Raw genomic sequence first — 24,066 nt, forward strand, 5'->3', positions numbered from 1 at the left:
AAAATGGGTATCTGTTCAGATGAGTGGCAAGAGATATTATGAAATCTGAAAGAGTTATGCATAGCTGTACAAACATTCATTTTTGAAGACAGCAAATGGTGTCATTCCAGTCTGGAATCCAGAAATTTTGCTTATAACTGAGCTGATCAGCTAAAGGTAGTTGTCTTACGCTAAAACAAACGTTTTTAATTAAGTTGCATAGAACCAGTGTCTGGGCACTGCCCACTGGTGGCCCAAACTACAACGTTCGTACAGTTGTGCGTGGCGCTAACACATAGCGGGATGACAGCAGTCCTACGTCATACCGTCACGGTATCTCTAGATCCCGCTAACACGTAGCGGGATGAAGTTTGTCAGGGTGTCATCCAAGTAGCCTCTTTCTTGTCATCCCAGTGCCCAGACACTGGGATCCAGGAAACTTAATTGCAAGTAATGCATTGGGTTTGGTGAGTATGGGTTTTGCGTTATAGAATGAAGCACTTTTGGTGAATTTGTAAAGAAAACTGGATTCCAGACTAGAATGACACCTACAGACACTCCACTTGTTATTCTAACGCGTGACACTGGAATCTAGATAACAATTAGACCATATTGTCAAGCAATAGGATTACATAAAATACCCTGCATATATTTTCTGCTCATTTGGTGGGCCTTGTTCTTCTTTCACTTCTTCTACTTTAGTACTAGGTTTTAACATCATATATGTGATACCACCAACTGTTAGTGCTGCTGCTGCAATTGCAACCACTGCTGTTACTATAGGTATTAACTCAACTGCAACCGTTCCGGTTACAAAAAGTGCCACTGCTACAGCAGTGCCTAATACTGCGACTGCACCACCTGCAAAAACACCTTTTTTAATCGCTGATGTAGGTTGTTTTTTTTCTGTTTCTTCCAGAAGAGGTGTTGTATCCTTATTATCATCCTTATCTTGCGGTAAATCGTTTTTTTCTTCGTTTAGTTTTTTTAGCTGTTTTTCTTCTTCTTCCAGAAGCTTCTTTATATCACCAGTTCTAGCTAAATCTCTTGGAGTTTTTCCAGAATTATTCTTTAATAAAAGATCTGCTCCTTTTTTTAATAGAACTTTTACTATATCTATATGACACTTGTAAGCAGCCAAATGTAAAGGAGTCCATCCATCTTGATCTTTTGCATTAACATCTGTTCCTTTTGCTATTAGAACTTTCACTGTGTCTACATGACCATTTCTAGCAGCCAAATGTAAAGGAGTGTATCCATCTATATCTTTTGCATTAACATCTGCTCTTTTTGCTATTAGAACTTTTACTGTATCTATATGACCATTTCTAGCAGCATTATGTAGAGGAGTACTTTTAAAATTATCTTCTGCATTAACATCTGTTCCTTTTGCTATTAGAACTTTCACTGTGTCTACATGACCATTTCTAGCAGCCAAATGTAAAGGAGTGTATCCATCTATATCTTTTGCATTAACATCTGCTCTTTTTGCTATTAGAACTTTTACTGTATCTATATGACCATTTCTAGCAGCATTATGTAGAGGAGTACTTTTAAAATTATCTTCTGCATTAACATTTGCTCCGTTTTGTATTAGAGCATTTACTATCTCTATATAACCTTTGTTAGCAGCATCATATAGAGGAGTACTTTTAAAATTATCTTCTGCATTAACATTTGCTCCGTTTTGTATTAGAGCATTTACTACATCTGCATGACCATTTTTAGCAGCTGAATGCAATAACATAAATCGATCATATGCTATTAATGTATCATCTAATGTATCATCTTCAATTTCAAATAGGTAATCTACATCAAAACCAGCTTCTTCCCATTTCTTATATTCTTCTGGATATTTCTTTAATTCCTCTTTTATTTTGTCAATTACGTTGTCTTTACTTAAGCCTTCCTCCTTATCAACTGCGCTTAACATTCTTTTCCACTGCTCATAGTTCATTGTCATAATTTTACCCCTACTTCAATAATATTTTAATTATCATGTATTATGGCAAAAAAATCAACTCATTTCTTCCAAAGGCTCTATATTGAAGATAGAAAGTCCAGAAGCGATGACGTGTGCTAAGGCTTGTACAAGGAACATTCTTGCAGCGGTGAGGTTTAAGTTGTCTTCCAGTATGAACCGCATGTTTAAATCACTCTTGCCATACCCCCATAAAACGTGAAACGCTTCTGCAACTTCAAGTAAGTAGAAAGTAATTCTGTGTGGCTCATAAAGCCTTGCCGCTGTTTCTATCACATTTGGCCACTTTGCTAAGGTTTTTATGAGGAAGAGCTCCCCATCTGTCTTTAAAAGTGAAGGGTCTGCTGTTGGGAGCTCTTTTGGAGCATTACGCATTAACGAATGAGCACGAGCATGCGCATATTGCACGTAAAAAATAGGGTTGTCTTTTGACTGTTCTTTAACTTTAGCAAAATCAAAGTCCAAGACCATATCATTCTTGCGTGTTAACATTATAAAACGAGTTATGTCCCTGCCAACTTCTTCCACTACATCTCTTGCTGTGAGGAAGTTTCCTGATCTTTTGGACATCTTAACAGGTTTGCCATTCTCGAAAAAATTCACAATATTATGCAGTTTTACCTCTATTTTTGCTTGATCATCACTTAGTGCAGAGACAACTGCTTTTAGCCTTTTGATATAACCACTATGATCACTACCGACTGCTACTATCATATTATTAAAACCACGTGATATCTTATCAAAATGGTAAGCGATATCTGAGGCAAAATAAGTCCAACTGCCGTCCTCTTTCTTCAATGCGCGGTCAACGTCATCACCAAATTTTGTAGAGCGAAATAACATTTCTTTTCTGGAAGTCCAGTTTTCACTTTCTTTGCCTTTTGGTTTCTCCAGGTACCCTTCATGCACCAAACCCTTGTCAGACAATATCTTTATACTCTCTTCAATTTTGCCACTTTTTTGTAGCTCATACTCTGAAGTAAAAACATCATGACTTACCCCAAGTAAGTTCATGTCTTCCTTTATGATTTCTAAGATAGAACTTAAAGTATATTCCCTAATCACCTGATTATCTTGCTTTTCTAGAAGCTCCTTGCCATATTTTTTGGCCAGCCCATTCCCTATCGGTTTTAAATATTCACCTGGGTATAAACCTTTTTCAATGCTGATTTTTTCTCCCAGAGCTTCCTTATACCGCAAATATACTGACTTTATTAGTGTATCTATCTGCGCTCCAGCATCATTAATATAGTATTCCTTAGTAACTTTATAACCAACTTTTTTCAATAAATTTGCCAAAACGTCACCAAATACTGCTCCTCTTGCATGACCAATATGCAGTGGACCAGTTGGATTTGCCGATACAAATTCAACATTGATGGCCTGATTGTTCCCTATATCTAGGGTGCCAAACTCTGTTTTTAGCTCATTTATTTGTTTTAAAATTCCATGCCATACTTCTATTTTTAAGTGCATGTTGATGAAACCAGGGCCTGCTATTTCCACTTTTGCAACTTCATCAAAAGGTTTAAATTCTCTTGCTAAGATCCCTGCAATCTCAACTGAATTCCTCTTTTCATGCTTTGCAAGCACCATGGCAACGTTTGTGTAAATATCTCCATGCGCTCTATTGCTTGGAGGCTCTACAATAAAATTTGCCGCACTTGTATTTATGACACCCCTTTGCTTCAACTCATTTAATTTGCTGGAAATTAGAGAGGAAACCTGTTTGAAAATGTTCATTAACTAAAAAGCTATAAGACTTGTAGCAGTATAGTGGATAAATGGAAGGAGTTGAAGGGTTATCTGATGTAATCTATAGCTAAAGTGACTTAGGTTTACCGACAATTTGAAGAACTGTCATTCCGCTACCCGTTAGCGGCCGCGGTGGTATGACGTGTTGCTCCGTGTCAGCTACTTGGATGACACCTATAGCCCTGTCATTCCAATGCGTAACGCTGGAATGACAAAGAAGAATGGGCTATTGGTTTTTCATATGGTTATGCAAAAGCCTAATCTTGCAGTCTTTTCTTTAATGGCACATGTATCAAAATCGTATAAGCTTATACCATTCCCTGTTCAAAATATCATTTATATAAAAAACACTGGCACTACCTACGAAGAATCCCAAATTACTTCTTTGCACAATTCACAATCTCTGCCACCTTCTGTACAATCAGTTATTCTTTCCTTCTGATCAAAAAATGCTCTGCATTCATCAAAAGTTTTATTACTTATTGTTCCATCTTTTCTTACAAGTCTATCTGTTTTCTTGTCAGCAATCATCAGTGATTGACTTTGAGAGAGCACCACCACTGGCTTGCCTCTGTCAATACTGTCAGGGTAGTAATATGCTCTTGTGTTAACTAAATAACTATTGTCAGAAAACATGTCATTCTTACAAGATGCATACCAATCAGGCCAATGATCTTTGTTACCAACTTGGCGTATATTATAAGATTCTTTGCAAGTACTATTCGAAGGAATAGTAACGCACCATGAATTCATAGTTCCTCTCCAAGTGATAAAAGGGTATTCCATGCCATTCTTATTGCAGTCAGTTGCCGTTATACCAAATTGTTTTACATAATAATCATTAGTTTTAATCTTGTCAATAATGTCTGCACTTAAGTCAGGGTATAATTTATTTATTGCCTCTCTTATATAAAGCTTACCATCGTTACTTACGTCAATATAGTTACCATCTTTTTTGCTGTTTTCACATCCTTTTCGGTTACACCCACCATCATCAATTATTTCTTTAGTTTTCTCTTCAAGGTTACACGTTTTTAATATGTCACAATTTAACTTTACCTTTAATTCTTTGTCTATTTTTTTTTCTACTTCCTTTATCAATTCACCCTTAGTCTTATCATCAATCTCACAATTAAGATCTTTCTCTAGTTCATTTTTAATCTTTTCTTTTATTTCATCCTTAGTCTTATCATCAATCTCACAATTAAGATCTTCCTCTAGTTCATTTTTAATCTTTTCTTTTATTTCATCCTTAGTCTTATCATCAATCTCAAATTTAAGATCTTTCTCTAGTTCATTTTTAATCTTTTCTTTTATTTCATCCTTAGTCTTATCATCAATCTCACAATTAAGATCTTCCTCTAGTTCATTTTTAATCTTTTCTTTCAGTTCATTCTTAGTCTTATCATCAATCTCAAACTTAAGATCTTCCTCTAGTTCATTTTTAATCTTTTCTTTCAGTTCATTCTTAGTCTTATCATCAATCTCAAACTTAAGATCTTTCTCTAGTTCATTTTTAATCTTTTCTTTCAGTTCATTCTTAGTCTTATCATCAATCTCAAACTTAAGATCTTTCTCTAGTTCATTTTTAATCTTTTCTTTCAGTTCATTCTTAGTCTTATCATCAATCTCAAACTTAAGATCTTTCTCTAGTTCATTTTTAATCTTTTCTTTCAGTTCATTCTTAGTCTTATCATCAATCTCGGACTTAGGGTCTTTACAATCATCTAGCTTTGTATGTAAATTAATTTTTAACATACGTGGCAGTTGACGTACATGACTTGCATGCTTATAATTTGAATAAGGAAAAGTGTTTTTTAACATAAAATAGCTCCATTAATAAATAAGAATTAACATAAAATGGGGGTGTGTACTAACAATGTACACACCTTGGTTGCCTTTATATAATATGAACAGTATCTTCTGGTACTGACATTTTTTCAGAAAAAAATGCTGGTTCTTTGCGTGAGTCTATTATAGAAGCATTTATCGCATCCACACAAGCTTTGCATTCAGAATTGCTATCACATCCTCCTTTGAGACGATTGTCTGGATCAATTTCAAGGTTGTTGTCAGTTTTATCTATAATTTCTTTACAGTCTGCAAATTTTAAGCCACTAGTTTTCTTAGTAATGGCATCTTTAATCTCTCCAGAAGTTGCGTCAACTGCTATTGTAAGTTTTGAAAAGTCAATTGGTTTTTTAGGTTCTGGACAAGCAGGACACTCAGGACAAGGAGGTATTTTTACCTCAGGACATTTTACCTCAGGACAAGGAGGTATTTTTACATCAGGACATTTTACCTCAGGACAAGGAGGTATTTTTACCTCAGGACATTTTACCTCAGGACGAGGAGGTATTTTTATATCAGGAAGCTGTATATTTAATTCGAGTCTATCATAACACGGATCAAAGTGGTCATGGCAATGTGGGTTAAAGTGGTTATGACAATGTGGATCAAAATTATGATGGTACCGTGGGTCAGTTGTGCAAGCTGTGCGCGTAGGAATACATGAACCAACACGTGGAGATGAGGAAAAATTATAATTCATAAGAATCCTTTAAAAAATAACTATTAGATTATTATAGGATAAAAAAGTTAATGATTTAATAATTTTGAGGCTAAAATTAGCATATACAAACTTACAGTACATTTCAAAATACGACTTTAATGTAGCAGATATTAGAGTTAAAAGTTTTACTATGGTAGAATAATGATAAGATTCCAAGAAGAAGCTGTCAGTAGTCAAATTAGTCGTGTTGCTGAAATAAATTGTAATATATGGTTACTGTGAATAACAAGTAAGCACCTGTTTATTATATTTTCAAGCAAAATGTGAAGCACATGGGAAACCATGTGCTCTTGGAAGCACGTATAGCTAGACGTGCGTTTATGAGTTGTTTAAAAACAATCTTCTAATAAAGAAACCCAAATTCATCACAAGGATTATAACATGTGTCATAATAGTTATGATATGAGTTAAAATGATTGTGGCACGAATTAGTAGCACAAGGTGCGTATGCAGTTGCACAAGCTTGTGCACAGTTCGATACTGGTGCTGGTAAAGCTGGCAAATTATAACCCGTACATGGTAGTTTTGGTAAATTACTGTAATGATAAGTCATAATGATCCTTAAAAAAATACTATAAGATTATTATAAATTAAAATGATTAAAAATTTAATAACTTTAATTATAAATCTAGCATATCAACTAACGATATGATGTAAATTTTCTTTCAATTCCACTGTATCTTCGCCAGTTTTGCATACAACCCGTCTTTACTTATTAGGGAGTCATGAGTCCCTACTTCTTCTACTTTTCCGTGATTAATTACTATAATCTTGTCAGTTTTAAGTGCAGTTGATAGTCTGTGTGTAATTACGATCGTTGTTCTGTTTTGCATTAACTTGCTTAATGCTTTTTGCACGAGGTTCTCACTTTTATAATCAAGGGCAGAGGTTGCTTCATCCAGTATTAAAACCTGAGGGTTTTTGAGTATGGCTCTTGCTATTATAATACGTTGTTTTTGTCCTTCAGAAAGTTTTAATCCTCTTTTTCCTACAAATGTATCAAATTTATCAGGCAGCTTATCAATAAATTCCATCGCATAAGCGCTGATAGCTGCTTGCTTCACTTCTTCATATTCAGCACCAGGTTTGCCATATAGTATATTTTCCATTATTGAGCAAGAGAATATTATGTTATCTTGTGGCACTAAGCCAAACAACAATCTGAGGTCATTTAACGCAATTGACTTAATATTGTGCCCATCGATAGTAATGCTGCCTCTGCTTGGATCATGAAAACGGAGCAGAAGTTTTAAAATGGTGCTTTTACCACTGCCAGATGGTCCAACAATTGATACTACTTGACCTGCCTTTATAGAAAATGATATGTTATTTAACGCTGGCTTATCAGACTGAGATTCATAAAAAAATGTCACGCCATTAAACGAAATTCCTTTTTGAACACTACAAATTTTTATAGGATCATTGGCATCTGCTATAGAGCTTTTCATATTTTTAAATTCAAATAAACGCTCTACTATTCCAAGACCTCGTTGTAAATCACTGATATTATCGCTCAAATTATTTATAGCTCCTGCCGCAAGCGCTGAATAAAACACAAATGAGGAGAGTTCTCCAATAGTTATATTATTGCTTAAGACTTCTTTAATACCAAAAAAGAGCAAAACAACTAGTGAACCTATCACACACGTGATAACTAGAGTTACTAAAATAGCACGCAAGAGTACTAATTTTACGTATGATTTTGATACTGAGTTTAAATACTCTTGAAAACGGATTTTTTCATTTTCTTCGAGTACAAACGACTTGATAGTCACTATAGATCGAAAGTTTTCCTCACTAAATGACGCAAGCTCACTTAATTTATCCTGGGCAAAGCGTGCATAGCTACGCACTTTTTTTCCAAGTGAGGTCATGATAATGAGTAGTATAGGTACTATTGCGGCTGCATACGCAGTTAGGTGCAGATTTGTATATAATAACATGGCAACACTGCCAATTAATATTACAAAATTTCGCAATATGGTGAGTAGGCTGCTATTTATTATTGATTGCAGCACAGAGGTATCAGTAATGAGTGCTGAGATAACATCTTGTACGCCTGTGTTCTCAAAGAAACTTGGTTGCAAGTCAGTGATACTGCTATATAAGTCATATCTGATTCTTGCGATAACTTTCTCGCTGCCAATGCCAATGAAATATAACCGAGTAAATGCAGTGAGAGAAATGGCTAAAACTATAAGTATTGCAACTAATAGTTTGGTAGTAAAATCGTGCTCTGTGCCAGAATCAATTATGTTGCTTAAGCCTCTGCCAAAGAGGAGGATCGTTAAGGCTGAAAATAAAACTGCAATAAAAGCTATGATGAAATAAGATAGATTAGGCTTTATATAGCAAAATAACTCTCTAATATTAGATCGCATCGTATTTTGAAGTTTCTAAAGTTAAGTATATAGATTTTAGTTTCAGGGGAAAGGGGAAAGGTGTAGCACAATAGCTAACGTCATACCGTGTACAAACGTTGCAATTTTTAAGCAAAGTGATGTTGTTCAAGTAGCTGACACTTGGGGTCTATGTTTTTTCTGGTCACACGCTGGAATGACAAAGTGAGCGTGCGTAGGTGTCATCCCAGTACTCCTTTCTCATCATCCCAGTGCCTATTTCTTTGTCATCCGAGTAGCCCCTTTTTTGTCATCCCAGTGCCTATTTCTTTGTCATCCGAGTAGCCCCTTTTTTGTCATCCCAGTGTCTGGGCACTGGGATGACAGCAGTCCTACGTCATACCGCGATTCATTCCTACGTCATACCGCGATTCATTCGCGGTATCTCTTAACATAGATCCCGCTAACAAGCAGCGGGATGACACCTCTCTTTGGCTCTTTTAGCTACAAACATTAAGAAATTTACCAAATGAAAAAAAAGGCAAAGAACTCCCGTGGTGCGAGTTTTGACTCTATATTACTGTAAGTGGCGCTGTAATAATGTGCTGACGCTTAGTTTAAGCGCGTTTTGGCTGAATGTAGAAAAAATTTAAAAGACATGCAGCCGCTATAATTTTATGTAATCCGTCAAAAAATACCCTAAGTTTTTTACTGAATTTTGTCATTGAGCCTGCAGGTCAAAAACAAGTTTTGAGTCATAAATACCCTTATTGTCATAATAAGGGGGCCGGCGGAGTTTGTCAAGTAAGTTTTTTCGTTTCTATTCCCAAGAAAAGTTCGTCATATGGTTATGCAAGAAGTCTATTCGTGTAGTTGTCTAGTTATAAATCACTCACAATTGATATGCTTGAATTATTCTCAGTAAATAAATCAAGCATAATGTTAGGTATTCTACCATCAACTATGTGAACAACTCCAGCACATTCCTCTACCATTTTAGTATATGCCATAAGCCTTCTAATAAATTTTTCTCCTTGAATTTTGCCACAATCAATCGATGCATTTAAATTTTTAACAGATATCTTCCTGCCACCAATTTTATCTATTTCTTCACCTGTATCGCTAAAGGTTATCATTTTAGATGCAGAAACTGCAATTGCAATTGTGCTTGCAGTGCTATCGGCATCAATATGATATGTTTCCCCATTTTTTCCATGACCAATTGGTGCAATAACTGGTATAAAATCTGATTCTTCAATAAAAAATAATATATCAGGATTGATTTCAGTGGGCCTACCGATGAATCCCATGTCTAGTATTTTTTCGATGTTATTTGATCTGTCTTCCTTAAGCGTAGCGCTTATCTTTTCAGCTTTTATTAAGTTGCCGTCTTTTCCACATAATCCAATAGCTGAACCACCAGCAGAATTTATATGCTGAACAATTTTTTTATTAACTGAACCACACAGTGCCATTTCAATGATTTTTATAGTGTCTTTGTCTGTAAGTCTGATACCATTCACAAACTTACTGTCCATACCCAGCATTTTTAACACTGAGTTAATTTCATATTCTCCGTCATGAACTATCACCGGATTTATACCAAGCTGCTTTAATAAGACAACATTATGCACAAAAGTATAGAATAGTGTTTCATCTGAGATCGTTACGCTGCCACATTTAATGACAAAAGTTTCACCCACAAAGCTAGGTATGTTAGATAACACTTCAAGTAATATTTCTGCTTTTTGTTCAAATGATACTTCACCCTTTAAAAATTCACTACTCTTCATTTTTTTATCTTGTAAACTTGAAAAACTCATCTCTTACCTTGGTTATTTTATGCTTAATACGGATGCTTATTTGATGAATTGACACATTCTCATTATTAATCCATTTTTGAGTATCTTCTAGAATGGCATCTAGGCTTTTTTGACTCACTTTATCTATTTTTGTTAGCACAACGTTAAAGTTAATATTATTATATATTAACCAATAAATGAAGTCTTTGTCTATTTCTTTTAATCCTACCTTGCTATCTATCAACACAAACACTCTTCTTAGATTTTTTCTTTGAATTAGATAATACTCAATTAAGTTTAAATATTGTATAATTTCCTCCTTACCTGCATGAGAATAACCATACCCTGGTAGGTCAACAAGTCTGAATTTATCATTGTACATAGAGTAAAAATTTATTTGTCTAGTACATCCAGGTTTAGAGGAAACTCTGGCAGCTTTTTTGCTGTTTATCAGTAAGTTGATCAGACTGGATTTTCCTACATTTGATCTACCAGCAAACGCAATCTCTGGAGCCGACTCATCTGGTAATGATTTCATGTCCGAAGCTCCAAATATGAAATTGCAGCTTGATGTTATCTGTCTTGCCATTATATTCAAGTAGAAGGTAGTAGATATATTATAGTGTTATTGCTTGATATAAGAAATTTTTTATTTCAGTATATATTACTTAGTTAAAATACTAGATCTGTGCTATATGAATATAGAGAATAATTTACAAGACTTAAAGAAAAAATTTAGTGATATAGAAAGGAACTTGGAAAACCCTGCCAATTTAAGTCAAAAAGAATTCATTACTCTTTCAAAGGAATACTCTGAGCTCAGGCCAATAATCAAGATAATTGATGAATATAACACGCTGAAAGAGGAAATTTCAGACTTAGAGGAAATAATGAAAGATGAAAACAGCGAAGGTGATATAAAAGAGTTAGCAAAAGAAGAATTTTTCGAAAAGCACAAGGTATTATTACCAAAAGTAAAAGCAAAACTAAAGTTAGCATTATTGCCTAAAGATGAAGATGACTTAAGAAATGCAATATTGGAAATCAGAGCAGGTACAGGAGGAGAAGAAGCAGCATTATTTGCAGCAATGTTATTTCGTATGTATCAAAAATATGCAGAAAGAAGAAATTGGAAGTTCGAGCCAATAAGCATTTCTAATACAGGTATAGGTGGCTATAAGGAAGCTTCTGCACTCATTAATGGAACAGAAGTTTTTGCAAGGTTGAAATTTGAATCAGGAGCACACAGAGTACAGAGAGTGCCAGAAACTGAATCCTCAGGAAGGTTACATACCTCTGCCGCTACTGTTGCGATATTACCTGAAGTAGAAGAAGTTGACTTTAAAATAGAAGAAAAAGACTTACGAATAGATGTTTATAGATCCAGTGGTCCTGGAGGGCAATCAGTGAATACAACTGACAGCGCAGTAAGGGTCACCCACTTGCCAACAGGGATAATTGTAATACAGCAAGATGAAAAATCGCAGCACAAAAATAAAGCTAAAGCGCTTAAAGTATTGAGGGCAAGGCTATACGAAATTGAAAGACAAAAAAAAGAAATGGAAAGGTCAAAAATGAGAAAAAGTCAGATTGGCTCTGGTGATCGTTCCGAGCGCATAAGAACATATAATTTTCCACAATCAAGAATAACAGACCACAGAATTAATCTAACTTCACATCGGCTAGAGCAGATTATAAAAGAAGGTGAACTAGATGAATTTATTGAGGCATTAATTTCACGTAATGAAGCAGAAAGATTGGCCGGGGAAAGTTAATCGCTCACATCTGTAAAAAGATCATTAATTATACCGGATCTTTTAAAAACAATAAACAGGCAGTAAAAACAAGTTCTAGTACTATCGCGGATAGAACAAGAACAGCTACACTAATTGCTTGACCGTTGTAAACGTAGCTTGTTAAGCCGATAAAAATAGCCATGATAAAAGCTCTAATGAACGAGACTGAAGAAGAAGCTGTGCCTTTAATTTCAGGGAAAACATTTATTGATGCATTAAAAATCACTGGCTGGCAAATTGCACAACCGATAGAAAAAATAATCATAGACAGTGTTACTAAGTAGAAAGAGTGGGGTACAATTATACTGAATATTACAAGCAATAGAGACCCAATAGCACCCACGCTCGTACCAGAAATTACACACCATATTGCTCCAAGTTTCTGTAAGATTTTGCCAGCAAATAGACTAATGAGTGAGAAGCACCCAACTATTGCACCTTGATGTAGTGCATAAATAGTGCTAGATAAACCAAAAGTCTCCATATACAAAAAAGGTCCACAAGTAATGAATGACATATACGCAGCAGAAAAGAGGCTTGACATTAAAGACAACGTAACAAACCTCGGACTAGATAGTAGTTTTCTGTAATCTTTCATTATTTTTTTCAAACTGAAAGCATCGCGATCCTTTTTTGTTTCTGGTAACAGAAAAAGCAGCAAAACCCAAGAGATCAAACAAAGTATTGCAACAGTTGCATAATTACCACGCCATCCTACAATTTCATTAATGAAACTGCCTAACACTGGCGCAATTGCCATGACAACTGTAAGAACAGAATTCATGATTCCAATAAATTTCACCGCTTCGTCGCCTTTGTAGCTGTCTGCAACGATTGCACACAAACACAACTACAGATGTGCTAACACCAATGCCCTGAACAAAGCGAGAAATTAAAAGCCAAAAAATCGACGGTGCAAAAACACAACCAACAGCGCCGATTAATAACAAAGTGTTACCTATGATCATAATCCTTCTTCTGCCATAGCATTCAGACAATGGACCAAAAAACAACCCTCCTATGCAAAAGCCTAGGAAATTATAAGCAATAGTTAATTGAATTGTGCCTTCTGATACGTTAAAATAGTGCACCATATCAGGAAAACTAGGTACGGAAATGTCAATTTCAATGAACTTAGCAATTAGAGACAGGATTAATAGAAAGGGTAGTAACATTTGAAATTTTTAATTAATGAATAAAAATATCACATTTAAAGCGTTGAAAGAAGAACATTTTTTACTGTTATTAAAATGGTTAGAAACACCTCATGTGAAGCTATGGTGGGTAAATTGGACACTAGGGTTAATTAAAGAAAAATATGACAACTATGTTAAAGCCCTTACTCTCTGTCCTAACTTTACTTATTTCCTCTTACTTTTTCAACAGTCCGTCTAAATTACCACAAGCAGTTTAATTTTTCATCATTATTCAAAAATATGCAAGGAGCTTTATAGAAACTTAACATAATTTTATCATAAAAATGTCATTCTTAAGTCTTATGTAAAAACAAATTTTGACACTAAGTGAATCTTTTTTAATTAACTATGAACTGGATAAATTGGAAAATAAATTTTGTTTACTTTTATAATACCTTAAGATCTAATATCACTTTATCAGTCAAAAGCATCACAATAGGCTAGTATGTTCCTTACTCTTTTCCTAAAAATATTACCTATTTATATTACAATATTTATTGGTTATTTATCAGGAAAATGTCTTAAAATTGACAGAAACACTATATCTCAAATACTCTTTTATATAGCTAATCCAATAGTGATTTTATATGGAGTCTCTCATACAGAAGTTAATTTAAAAGTAATTTCTCTGCCGATTTTGATATGGTTTATAGGTAGCACTATGTCCTTATCAGTGTATTATCTTTCTTCTTTTTTATTTAAGGATAACACGAGAAACATATTAGCGTTTAGCTCGGGCAGCACAAGTATGGGGTATTTTGGCCTGCCGATTGCCATGGCTTTGTTTGATGAAGATTCAGTATCTGTATATGTTGTTTGTTATATAGGAATGGCGTTGTTTGAAAATAGCTTAGGATTTTACATAGCTGCAAATGGTATTTATACCGCAAAAGAATGCATATTAAAGTTGTTCAAACTTCCTTCGCTTTATGCGATGGTTCTGGGCTTCTTTTTAAGTATATATGATATACAAATACCTACTTTTTTAACAGATGTTATGATGAATATTAGAAGTACATTTGTCACATTAGGGATGATGCTACTTGGAGTGAGCATTGCAAATATTACAAGCTTTAAAGTAGATTGGAAGCTTGCTTTGATCACTATTACAGCAAAGTACGTATTCTGGCCACTGTTTGTTTTAGGAATTGTCCTTCTAGACAAACATGTTATAGGTGTATACGACGAGAGTATATATAAAGCACTGATGTTGCTGGCTATTATTCCAGTTTCTGGGTCCAGTATAATACTTGCTAATATTTTGAATTATCAACCAGATAAAGCTACTCTGTTGCTTCTAATTAGTACTGCAGTGGGACTATTTTATGTTCCACTAATAATATCATTATTTTTTACTAAACTTATTCTTTTTTGATCAAGCGGTAGATAAAACTTAAATTTACACTAGCTTCTTGCATAATCACATAAAAAACCTACTCTTTTTTGTCATTCCAGCGCGTGACGCTGGAATCTAGTTTCACTTTATGATGGTGTCATGAAAGTAACTGGCACTGGAATCCAGAAAAAAGAATGGTGTCATGAAAGTAGCTGACACTGGTTCACTCTATAATGATGTCATTCCAGTGTCAAGCACTGGAATGACATCATAGGGGCACTGGGATGACAAGAAAGGGGCTTGAATGACAGGAGGTAACGCAAGAAGTCTACTGCTATTCCACGTCAAGAACAACCATAAGTTCATTAGGGTTCACATAACCTAAAGCATTTTTTGCTTGCTCATCAAGCAGATCTAAATCTAAGCTTTTTTCATATAAGCCAAATACTTTATTGTCCAACTTTTCCTTTTCAGAAGAGACATCCTTTAGCAAAAGCTTATTGTACTCAATCTCTTTTTTTAAGTCGATTAACGTCAATAAGCCACGTTTACCTGTAATTGTGCTAATGCTAAAATATAATGTAAGAGAAGAAATGAATAAGGCTGCGCTTAAACACAATAACTTTTGCTTCTTTTTAGGTATAAACACCGTACTTTCACATACAAGAAATGTATAACATGAAAAGGTGAACAAAAAGCTAAGAACCTTGACGCGCTTTACACCTTGGCTTTACCTTGTTTATAATGTAAATCTTACCACCCCTTTTCACAACTTTACAATTTTTATCTCTGTTACGATGAGATTTTAGCGACCCTTTGACTTTCATATCTATAGTAAGAATTAAATTACCTTACATTATGATCACTTACAGAGAGTTAGTCAATTGATAAATTTTTCACATTTTATTAAAATACTGTATAATTGTTGCTGATACTTCTTCGATTGACTTTTGCGTGACATCAATAATTGGCCAGTTATTCTGCTTAAATAGTTCCTCTGCTTCTTTAATTTCCTTTTCTACTTTTCTAGGATTAGCATATATATTATTATCTTCGTTGTTAATTGAAGTAAGTCTATTTTTGCGTATTTCTATTAGCCTACTTACGTCTATTGTTACCCCTATCGTTAGTTTATTTTTTAATTTTGCCAAGTCGACATAAAAGGGTACTCCACTAACAAAAGGAATATTTGCAACCTTATAGCCTCGATAAGCTAAATACGTACTGGTGGGAGATTTTGATGTACGTGAAACTCCAACCAAAATTATATCTGCTTTATCAATATCTTGAATATTTTGCCCATCATCATGATTAATAGTGTAGTTTATTGCCTCAATGCGCTGAAAATATTCGTTATTTATCTCAGTATGCAAGTCAAGCTTTTCGTCTTTTTCAATTTCAAGATAGGACGAAATTTCTCTAATAATATGTGATAATATTGCTCTATAGGGAATTTTCAACTTTATACAGTTATCTTTTAGATATTTTCTTAGCTCATCATCAGTAATAGTGCATATAACAAAATTATGCTCATCACTTTTCCTATTAATTTCCTCCAGAATTTTGTCAATCTGCTCTTCTCCTTTCACAAAAGACCAAACATATTCGATTGTTTCTACAGAACGAAAGTGTTTCAGAGCTGATTTTGCAACTGATATAACAGTTTCACCACTTGAATCTGATACTAAGTGTAAATTAAGCTTTTTAAGGGTCATGTTTTATATAGTGTTATACTAAAAATAATAGCAAGCAATCGGCTACTGAAATTGTGCTAATTTGTTAATCTATGTCAATGCAGAAAAACTATCCTGTTGATAAAACTCAAACTAATTGGTAAATTCTTAACGCAATTATTCTCAAAACGAATGTTTTTATTAAAGCCTACAAATTTCACTTCTTTTTCTAAAAAAGCACTACCTTGGCTTGGGGTTATTTGTTTCGCATGTTTTTTAATTGGAATGTTTTTAGCGTTATTCTTCTCCCCAGAAGATTATAAACAAGGAGAAATTGTACGAATTATGTACATTCATGTGCCTTCTGCATGGCTTGCTCTTGGAATATATGGACTCATTGCATCACTTAGTTTCATTTCATTGGTGTGGAACAATAGCATTGCTAGTGTCTTGGCACATGCTGCTGCTCCTGCAGGGACAGTCTTTTCTGCAATATGCTTAATCACAGGTAGCATCTGGGGAAAAGGAACCTGGGGCACTTGGTGGGTATGGGATGCAAGGCTTACTTCAATGCTAATTTTATTTTTCCTATATGTTGGCTACCTTTCATTGTGGAGCGCTTTTGATAATGAAGCGAGGGCAGAAAAATCAGCAGCAGTATTTGCCATTTTTAGTGCTATAAATATTCCCGTAGTAAAATTTTCTGTGAATTTATGGTCTACTCTCCATCAGCCAGCAAGCATTTTGAGAAGAGGTGGAGTAGCAATAGAAAGTTCTTTGCTGTTGCCACTCATTGTAATGTTTATGTTTTGTGCCACATTTTTTTTAGTAGTGTGGATACTATACTCACTTCACTTAATTAATTTGTACAAAATAAAGAGAGAAATCAGTATGCGGTATTAGGTAGCTTTGTAAGTATACAGGTAAATATGCTAGAGAAAATTAGGTAAAATATCTTTGGTCACTTTAAATACTTGCCTGCTGAAACTGAAGAACGTGCTATGTTATGTGATCTAACTAATTTTAAAAGCAGCAATGACCAACTAACTAGAATAGATCAGGTATTGAATCGAGATCAACTTGAACATTTTACCAACGTTCTTGAAACATATGATGCAACGGCACGTAGTTTTTACGATTAGGTGCATTGTAAAATAGCAACCGTTGCAACCATGAACTCTAAAATATTCAAGGAGCCTACCAGTATCTTTAAAGTAAATGTTCATGTGATTCCACAGATAATTTCTGTTTTTTGATTCTATCTGTCCATTTATCATTTTCTATATCTTGTTTGTTGGTTGCTCTTTTTTCTTGCTCAACAATTGCCTTATCTACCTTCTGATAAATTGCATCAATTGCATTAATTGCATTTTTTTCTTTGTATACTTCGCTTTTCCCTTCAATAATTAACTTAATAAAAGTATTTACAACAGACTGCACTTGATTATGATTAACCTGACCTTTTATCAAAGAAGGTAAAGATCCTAATTCCATTATATGTTGACCTATGTTATTCTTTATACCTTCTGTATGCATTAACTTTATTATTTCATCATCAAACTCTTTCAATACTTCTGATGCTATTTTATCTTGAGTGGAAAGCCCTAAATTATCTGCTACTTCACTTGTTAATAACTCTCTGTTTTCTTTATTATCTTCCAATTTAGCATAATTACTCAACAGATCCATAACTGTAGATACTCTGACTTCAACAATACCATCAACATCTTCATTTCCTAAAGCAACTCCTGATTCCAATAACCTCCCTCTGAGATTTTTGCTTAAAAGATTGATAAACTCTTTATTTGCATCCGATCCTGTAGCAGATATTGTACCATCTAAATAGTTACTTTGAGTACCTAAGCTATGCTCTATTTGTATTTTTGTCTCAGGTTTAAATCCTAATTTTGCACAGAATTTCTGAAAATATTCTTTAATAATGTCAAACAAGCTCTTGCCATTATCTTTATAATTTTTTAACTCTTTAGGAATAGCAAGTGACAATTTACCATCTCTGTATGTTACAAAGTCTTTACCATCTTGAGACTCAAGTGTAAATTCTAATGAGTTAGACAGATCACATATCTTATCACCATGCATAACTTGATTTTTAACAGAGAGTATTGGTAGCCTCATGTCAGATCTAATTCTTACATTATTTTGGTTAGCACAATCAATATTTATTACTTTTTTAGGATTTTCTACTATGAACGACTGTCCAAGTGCAAGTTGGGTTTGTATAAATGGAGCAGCCTCATACCCTGCTTGATTACAATTGGTGACTAGCTCTTCTAAAATAGCATTACTTGGAACTTCTGCTCCAGCGTATCTAAACATTTTTTTGAAAACTTCTTTTGCAAAGGAACGGTAGTCTTTGTTTTCATCTTTCTCTGTTGGTAATAGATGTTGGCCAGCATTGTAAAATTCTTCAAATTCTTTCTTATATGAATCGGTTTTTTGATGATTGGCAGTTTTGGGATTTTCACAGTGATTTTTCCATAGCTCACCCAATGCATTACTTACAAGCTCTTTCTCAATATCTTCGAGTACTGAAGCAACAAAAGCTTTGCCATGATCCGTATCTATTTCTCTTGTTCCTTTTTTGTTAAATATTTCGTCATTATATATATCATCACTATTAAAAAGTTCGCTTTTGTGGTGCTTAGCTCCTTCCTTAAATGCAATAATAAGATTTTTATCTATTTCTTTTCCGTTAATAATAAAATTCATCCTTTGAAAATCTAAGAACATTGTTTCACCAGAATTTGCTAATTCATTATCTTGACCTGCTCTTAATTTACTAAAATTGAACTCTTTAGCTGTGGCCTTTAATCTAACTACTGGACTCTTATTATTTTTTCCTTTTGCCTCTTTCATAAATAACACCTTACTGTAAATATGCTGTAAGTTATATCATATAATGATGAATAGTTTGGTAATATATTAAGAAAATCGACAGTATATTTCTTTATTTAAGAGGTGCAGGAAAGGCGCAGATTTCTCTTTCCATTTGTAGCGTACTGCATTAATATTTATGTATTAATTTAGAAAATAATGATGAATAACATTGTAATTGTTGGTCTGCAATGGGGTGACGAAGGCAAGGGTAAAATAGTAGATTATCTTTCTGGGAATGCAGATGTAGTTGTGAGATTTCAGGGAGGAAATAATGCAGGGCACACTATAGTAATAGATGATGAGGTTTATAAATTAAATTTACTGCCCTCTGCTGTTTTGAGAACGGGCAAAATATCCATCATAGGAAACGGTGTTGCTCTTGATTCACATGCTCTAATCTCAGAAATAGAGTCATTGAAAGTTAAAGGAGTGGACGTAAACTATAACAACTTGATGGTATCCGAGAGCTGTCCATTAATACTTAGCGTACATAAGGACAAGGAAAAGCTATTTGAAGATTTAAACGGAAATCACAAAATTGGTACAACAAACAAAGGGATAGGGCCATGTTATGAAGATAAAGTTGGAAGGAGAGCTATACGCCTTTGTGATTTAGAAAACGCAGATGAGCTCAATAAAAGAGTGGATACTCTTCTGAATTACCACAATGCTATCAGAAAAGGCCTTAACTACCAGGTGGTTAAAAAAGAAGAAATATTAAAAGAAATTCAAGGGATTTCAAAAAAAATTCTTTCATATAAAAAACCTGTGTGGAGGATATTAAATGACTTTGTGAAAGAAGGTAAGAAAATAATATTTGAAGGCGCCCAAGGCACATTTTTAGATATCGACCACGGAACTTACCCTTTTGTTACTTCAAGTAATACTGTAGCGTCGCAAGCAATAACAGGCTCAGGATTAGCCTCCAATGCTTACATTATTGGTGTGGTAAAAGCTTATACAACAAGAGTGGGCAATGGTCCATTCCCTACTGAGCAAAAGAACGAGATTGGAGATAGCTTATTTACTATAGGCAAGGAGCTTGGAACAGTGAGCAATAGAAGAAGGCGCTGCGGATGGTTTGACGCAGTTTTAGTGCGCCAGGCTGTGCAACTTTCTGGAGTTTCAAGCATTGTATTAACCAAATTAGATGTGCTTGATTCTTTTGATACAATTAAAATATGCACTGGTTACAAGTATAGCGGGAAAATGTATGATTATTTACCCGCATCGCATTCAATACAGGAGGAATTAGAGCCAATATATGAAGAGTTTCCTGGCTGGAAAGAAAATACTCAAGGTAAAAGGTCGATTGAAGCATTGCCTATCAATTTAATGAAATATATAGACAAGTTAGAAAAATTAATAGGTGTACCAATTCATCTAATTTCAACTAGTCCAAAAAGAGAGGATGTTATTAAGCTTAAAGATTTCTGAAAACGTCTTTTAACTTTTATCCAATAAAAAAAATACTTGCATAACTCAAAATACTAAGTCTATTATATAAGATATTATTGTAAACTTATAGTGAGTAGTGCATAATGAAAGACAAAAGCTTAAGTTTAACACTTGCAGTTATTTTCAACACAATTAAGTTAATAATAAAAGTTAGTGTAGAACGTGGTTATACAGTTTGATTTTTTTGAATATATGTTAATTGGTATAATGTAAATATAGTTAAAGGAGGTGTGTGATGATTGGAGGTTTGACTAAGGGAGACAAAACAGCAGAGGCAGGAAAAACAAGTGATCAGTCAGAGAATTATGATGTTGAATCAGTTATAAGGGCAGCATCATGTACCTGGTATGCAATACATCGCCTACTGGTGTTGTATGGAGAAGAAAAAGAAAAATTATGTTATTCATCACGGTTTACACTACCTTTTATATCTCTCAAGAACCGTATCAATGAAGTGGAAAAAGAAAATCCTTCCACTAAGGACTCTGCTACAATAAAGTTCTGCCGCTCAATTGCAGAAAATGATAAATTATGCAAAGAATTAAGAAATTTAAATAATCTTGCTGAAAATTTTGCCAATAAAGAATTTGATTCTCAATTAGAGAAGATAATAACAGGTTTTAAACTAAAAGATCTAGAAGACAAGGTAGGCTTCTTAGTACTTTTAAAAGAAGAAAGTGACTTCACTGCTATACAAAAGCTTATAGGGATGAGTGGAGTTTTTATGACCTAATAAACGATAGAGATTTTAAACAAACGTACATAGATAAAGCAGTAACAGAGTCTGCTAATAAGAGCTTTAAGGAAGATATAAATAAATGCATAAAGTTGGCAGAGCAGGGAAAAAAAGCTGCAAGTAAATATTTTGAGAGGAAAGACGTAGAGCTTCAAGCTTATTACACAGAAACTGATAACGCTCATAGAGTTTTGAATGTTAACCTTATTAATTACAATAGAAGTGAGCCAACAAGGATTAGTGACATTTTACAGCAAGAGAAAGATATTAAAGAACTGAATATCTATTGCAATAAAAAACATGAAATATACGCTCATCAAGAAGATAAGAAAAGATATTATGAATTTAAAGAAGGCGCATATTATGAAATGACAAGCACTTGGCCTGTAGAGAATGGATCCAGAATGTGTACCATGATTATGAATGTGAGTAGTAGCGGCATAACTGAAGTACTAAAATTTGATGGTGAAGATTTTGTGTCATCGGAGGAGATCCTAGAATTAATAAAGCAAAATGATGAATTATATATTCAAGGCCTCGTCTTACATGATGCTGTAATGAAATCACTAGAAAAGGGTAAGGCTGCTGATGTTGTACCTACTGCTAATAATAATTTTCAAAATGAATCTATAGTGGCCTATCAAGATAAGGAACCAGGGGGGGAATCGAAAGGTCCAGACCCTAAAGTTGATGATGACAATAGCCTTCCTTCTTCTCCTTCTATTAATAGCAATGCATTAATTCAAACAGAAGTCAATTTACAGCACACTGAAACTCAACCAGAAGTTGCTTCACAACAAATGGATGAATTGATTTTAAATAATCAGATGCTGTCCGAAGAAAACGTTGAATTGAAGCAAGAAGAAGCAGAGTTGCAAGTGATAAATAAAAAGCACCATGAATTAACACAAGAAAATCAGCAACTACAGGAGAAACTAGAAACAACCCAAGCAGAAGATAATCAAACAATTGTAAAAGAGAGGCAGAATAGCGATTTACAAGATAAACTTGGAGAAGAGAGACCAGAATTCGACATTCCAGAAAACGAGTACGAGGAATTTCCAGGAGATACAATGCTTATACTTAAACTCACTGAAGATGAAGATAACGTTAATGTTACACCAGAGAAGAAAAAATTACGCAGATTTTCAAGCGTTGATAGTGGACTTGGTGATGAGCATTATGTATCGGATCAGAGACCTGTAGAAATTGAGCAAGAGCAAAAAAACACAGAATTGCAAACTGAACTGGCACAAAAAGATAAAAAGTTAGCAAGTGCGTTAGCAGAGCTACAAGGGAAAGCACAAGAACTTGAAAGTGTATGTGAAGAAAAAGGAAAGCTAAGGCAAGAGCTGGGAGTTGCTAATGCAAAAAAGGAGGAGTTAAAAAGTGAATTAAAGAAATCGCAAGAAGAACTATATCATGTGCAGGAAGGAAAATCTGATTTAGAGGACAAGTTTAACTATTTAGAACACTTGAATAAGAAGATGGATGGAAACCAAGAACAGCTTTCAGAACAAGTATTAGATCTGCAAAAAAAATTATCATGCTCGGAAGAGGTAACCCAAGAATTAATCAATAAGTTAAAAAGTGCTGAAGCAGAAAAAAAAGAAGTGAATCAGAAACTTGCAGAAGCTGGGCAAAGAATTGAAACATTAAAAAAATGGACTAGCGATTTACAAGATAAACTTGAAAAAAAGGAGCGAGGATCAAAGGCAGAAATAGATGCAATGCGCAAGGAGTTAACGCAGCTTAAAGAAAACCTGAAGAGGAATGAGGAAGAATTTAAAAGTGTGCATGAAGAAAAAAGAAAGCTAGAGGACAAGCTGAAAGTTGTTAATACAGAAAAGAAGGAATTAGAAGAAAAATTAAAAGAACGTGAAAAAGAGATAGACCAAGAAGCACAAATAATGGAGGAAAAGGAGCAGTTTATAAGCAATTTAAAATGTCAAATGCAAGGGTTGGAAAAAGAGCATGAAGATGAGATTAAGGAATTGGAAGAGAACCTTGATGCATTGAGCGACATCATTGCAGGTAAAGTTTTGGATATTGAAGGTCTGATGAAAAAATTACAAAACAGTAAAAAAGAAAAAGAGTTTTTCCGTGGTCAAGTAGAAGAGTTAAGTGAAGAAACGTTTGCTGATAAACAAAAAGGCTTCAACAATCAATTTTATACTCTAACAGGAGACATTTCTAGTGAGCCTGATAATGTTCCACGAAAGAAGATAGAGTTATCCAGATCTTTAAGCTTTGATAGTGAATCTGATAATAAGTCTTATGTTCCACAGGAAGGGGACAATGATAGCGCATATGATAGCAATGAGGAGAATTGTGATAATCATCCTTGTAGTTCAGTTCTAGTCCTAGGGTCCGTAAGTCCTATCAGAGCACAGGCAAGGAGTAGAAACGTAGGTAGGTAGCTCACCTTCCTCTCGCATTATTGTGAAGATGGTTGGGGTTAAGTTGCAAGAGAAATACTTAAGTGGGGTGCAAAAAGTCTTTTGTGTTGATAATAATTTAAAATCTATAGTAGACTGAAAAAGAT

General features: G+C 34.3%; 20 protein-coding genes. 7 read left to right on the plus strand and 13 right to left on the minus strand.

What is annotated here, in order from left to right:
- Positions 1–607: 607 nt before the first annotated feature.
- The 7 genes from ACFZP3_RS02750 to yihA all read right to left on the minus strand — a co-directional run bounded on the left by ACFZP3_RS02750 (position 608) and on the right by yihA (position 11,020).
- Entirely contained in the window at positions 608–1,942 is a 1,335-nt protein-coding gene (locus tag ACFZP3_RS02750; RefSeq protein WP_386086801.1) for an ankyrin repeat domain-containing protein, read from the minus strand.
- 54 nt (positions 1,943–1,996) lie between these two features.
- Entirely contained in the window at positions 1,997–3,703 is a 1,707-nt protein-coding gene (argS, locus tag ACFZP3_RS02755) for an arginine--tRNA ligase (protein WP_253308947.1), read from the minus strand.
- 372 nt (positions 3,704–4,075) lie between these two features.
- The gene (locus ACFZP3_RS02760; RefSeq protein WP_386086802.1) at positions 4,076–5,539 is read right to left on the minus strand and encodes a hypothetical protein; all 1,464 of its coding nucleotides are present in this window, start codon (positions 5,537–5,539) and stop codon (positions 4,076–4,078) included.
- A gap of 76 nt (positions 5,540–5,615) precedes the next feature.
- Entirely contained in the window at positions 5,616–6,266 is a 651-nt protein-coding gene (locus tag ACFZP3_RS02765) for a hypothetical protein (RefSeq protein ID WP_386086803.1), read from the minus strand.
- A 686-nt stretch (positions 6,267–6,952) separates the two neighbouring features.
- Positions 6,953–8,668 (minus strand): ABC transporter ATP-binding protein, encoded by a 1,716-nt coding sequence (locus ACFZP3_RS02770; RefSeq protein WP_386086804.1) that lies wholly within the window; start codon positions 8,666–8,668, stop codon positions 6,953–6,955.
- Positions 8,669–9,507: 839 nt separating this feature from the next.
- Entirely contained in the window at positions 9,508–10,419 is a 912-nt protein-coding gene (gene argB, locus ACFZP3_RS02775; protein WP_253308952.1) for an acetylglutamate kinase, read from the minus strand.
- Positions 10,420–10,423: 4 nt separating this feature from the next.
- On the minus strand, positions 10,424–11,020 hold the full coding sequence (yihA, locus tag ACFZP3_RS02780; RefSeq protein WP_373457554.1) for a ribosome biogenesis GTP-binding protein YihA/YsxC: 597 nt from the start codon (positions 11,018–11,020) through the stop codon (positions 10,424–10,426).
- A gap of 103 nt (positions 11,021–11,123) precedes the next feature.
- Between yihA and prfA the strand changes: the two genes are divergently transcribed.
- Positions 11,124–12,203 carry a peptide chain release factor 1 gene (gene prfA / locus ACFZP3_RS02785; protein WP_386086805.1) on the plus strand — a complete coding sequence of 360 codons (1,080 nt, stop codon included), beginning with the start codon at positions 11,124–11,126 and terminating at the stop codon, positions 12,201–12,203.
- 28 nt (positions 12,204–12,231) lie between these two features.
- Here the strand turns inward: prfA and ACFZP3_RS02790 are convergent, their stop codons facing one another.
- Positions 12,232–13,068: an MFS transporter gene (locus ACFZP3_RS02790; protein ID WP_386086806.1), complete on the minus strand. Its 837-nt coding sequence runs from the start codon at positions 13,066–13,068 to the stop codon at positions 12,232–12,234.
- Positions 12,950–13,399 (minus strand): MFS transporter, encoded by a 450-nt coding sequence (locus ACFZP3_RS02795; protein ID WP_386086807.1) that lies wholly within the window; start codon positions 13,397–13,399, stop codon positions 12,950–12,952. The genes ACFZP3_RS02790 and ACFZP3_RS02795 overlap by 119 nt, the downstream gene beginning before the upstream one ends.
- 466 nt (positions 13,400–13,865) lie before the next feature.
- On the opposite strand from ACFZP3_RS02795, the gene ACFZP3_RS02800 reads away from it, so the two are divergent.
- Positions 13,866–14,795, plus strand: a complete 930-nt coding sequence (locus ACFZP3_RS02800) for an AEC family transporter (protein WP_253309260.1) — start codon at positions 13,866–13,868, stop codon at positions 14,793–14,795.
- 295 nt (positions 14,796–15,090) lie between these two features.
- Here the strand turns inward: ACFZP3_RS02800 and ACFZP3_RS02805 are convergent, their stop codons facing one another.
- The 3 genes from ACFZP3_RS02805 to ACFZP3_RS02815 all read right to left on the minus strand — a co-directional run bounded on the left by ACFZP3_RS02805 (position 15,091) and on the right by ACFZP3_RS02815 (position 16,471).
- On the minus strand, positions 15,091–15,405 hold the full coding sequence (locus tag ACFZP3_RS02805; RefSeq protein WP_253309259.1) for an FtsB family cell division protein: 315 nt from the start codon (positions 15,403–15,405) through the stop codon (positions 15,091–15,093).
- Between the two features lie 49 nt (positions 15,406–15,454).
- Positions 15,455–15,583, minus strand: a complete 129-nt coding sequence (gene ykgO / locus ACFZP3_RS02810; RefSeq protein WP_006279631.1) for a type B 50S ribosomal protein L36 — start codon at positions 15,581–15,583, stop codon at positions 15,455–15,457.
- A 69-nt stretch (positions 15,584–15,652) separates the two neighbouring features.
- The gene (locus ACFZP3_RS02815) at positions 15,653–16,471 is read right to left on the minus strand and encodes a pyruvate, water dikinase regulatory protein (RefSeq protein WP_253309258.1); all 819 of its coding nucleotides are present in this window, start codon (positions 16,469–16,471) and stop codon (positions 15,653–15,655) included.
- Positions 16,472–16,621: 150 nt separating this feature from the next.
- Here ACFZP3_RS02815 and ccmC point away from each other — a divergent pair, with 150 nt between their 5' ends.
- Together ccmC and ACFZP3_RS02825 are read left to right on the plus strand one after the other, a co-directional pair.
- The gene (gene ccmC, locus ACFZP3_RS02820) at positions 16,622–17,332 is read left to right on the plus strand and encodes a heme ABC transporter permease CcmC (RefSeq protein WP_253309953.1); all 711 of its coding nucleotides are present in this window, start codon (positions 16,622–16,624) and stop codon (positions 17,330–17,332) included.
- A gap of 98 nt (positions 17,333–17,430) precedes the next feature.
- Entirely contained in the window at positions 17,431–17,571 is a 141-nt protein-coding gene (locus tag ACFZP3_RS02825) for a hypothetical protein (RefSeq protein WP_253309257.1), read from the plus strand.
- 67 nt (positions 17,572–17,638) lie between these two features.
- Here the strand turns inward: ACFZP3_RS02825 and ACFZP3_RS02830 are convergent, their stop codons facing one another.
- On the minus strand, positions 17,639–19,306 hold the full coding sequence (locus tag ACFZP3_RS02830) for a hypothetical protein (RefSeq protein WP_386086808.1): 1,668 nt from the start codon (positions 19,304–19,306) through the stop codon (positions 17,639–17,641).
- Positions 19,307–19,486: 180 nt separating this feature from the next.
- Here ACFZP3_RS02830 and ACFZP3_RS02835 point away from each other — a divergent pair, with 180 nt between their 5' ends.
- The 3 genes from ACFZP3_RS02835 to ACFZP3_RS02845 all read left to right on the plus strand — a co-directional run bounded on the left by ACFZP3_RS02835 (position 19,487) and on the right by ACFZP3_RS02845 (position 23,941).
- Positions 19,487–20,764, plus strand: coding sequence for an adenylosuccinate synthase (locus ACFZP3_RS02835; protein WP_386087108.1), 1,278 nt, complete (start codon positions 19,487–19,489; stop codon positions 20,762–20,764).
- 253 nt (positions 20,765–21,017) lie between these two features.
- Positions 21,018–21,518: a hypothetical protein gene (locus tag ACFZP3_RS02840; protein WP_386086809.1), complete on the plus strand. Its 501-nt coding sequence runs from the start codon at positions 21,018–21,020 to the stop codon at positions 21,516–21,518.
- A 95-nt stretch (positions 21,519–21,613) separates the two neighbouring features.
- Positions 21,614–23,941 carry a hypothetical protein gene (locus tag ACFZP3_RS02845; protein ID WP_386086810.1) on the plus strand — a complete coding sequence of 776 codons (2,328 nt, stop codon included), beginning with the start codon at positions 21,614–21,616 and terminating at the stop codon, positions 23,939–23,941.
- Positions 23,942–24,066: the final 125 nt, after the last annotated feature.

Source organism: Wolbachia endosymbiont (group A) of Norellia spinipes (genome assembly GCF_964273535.1).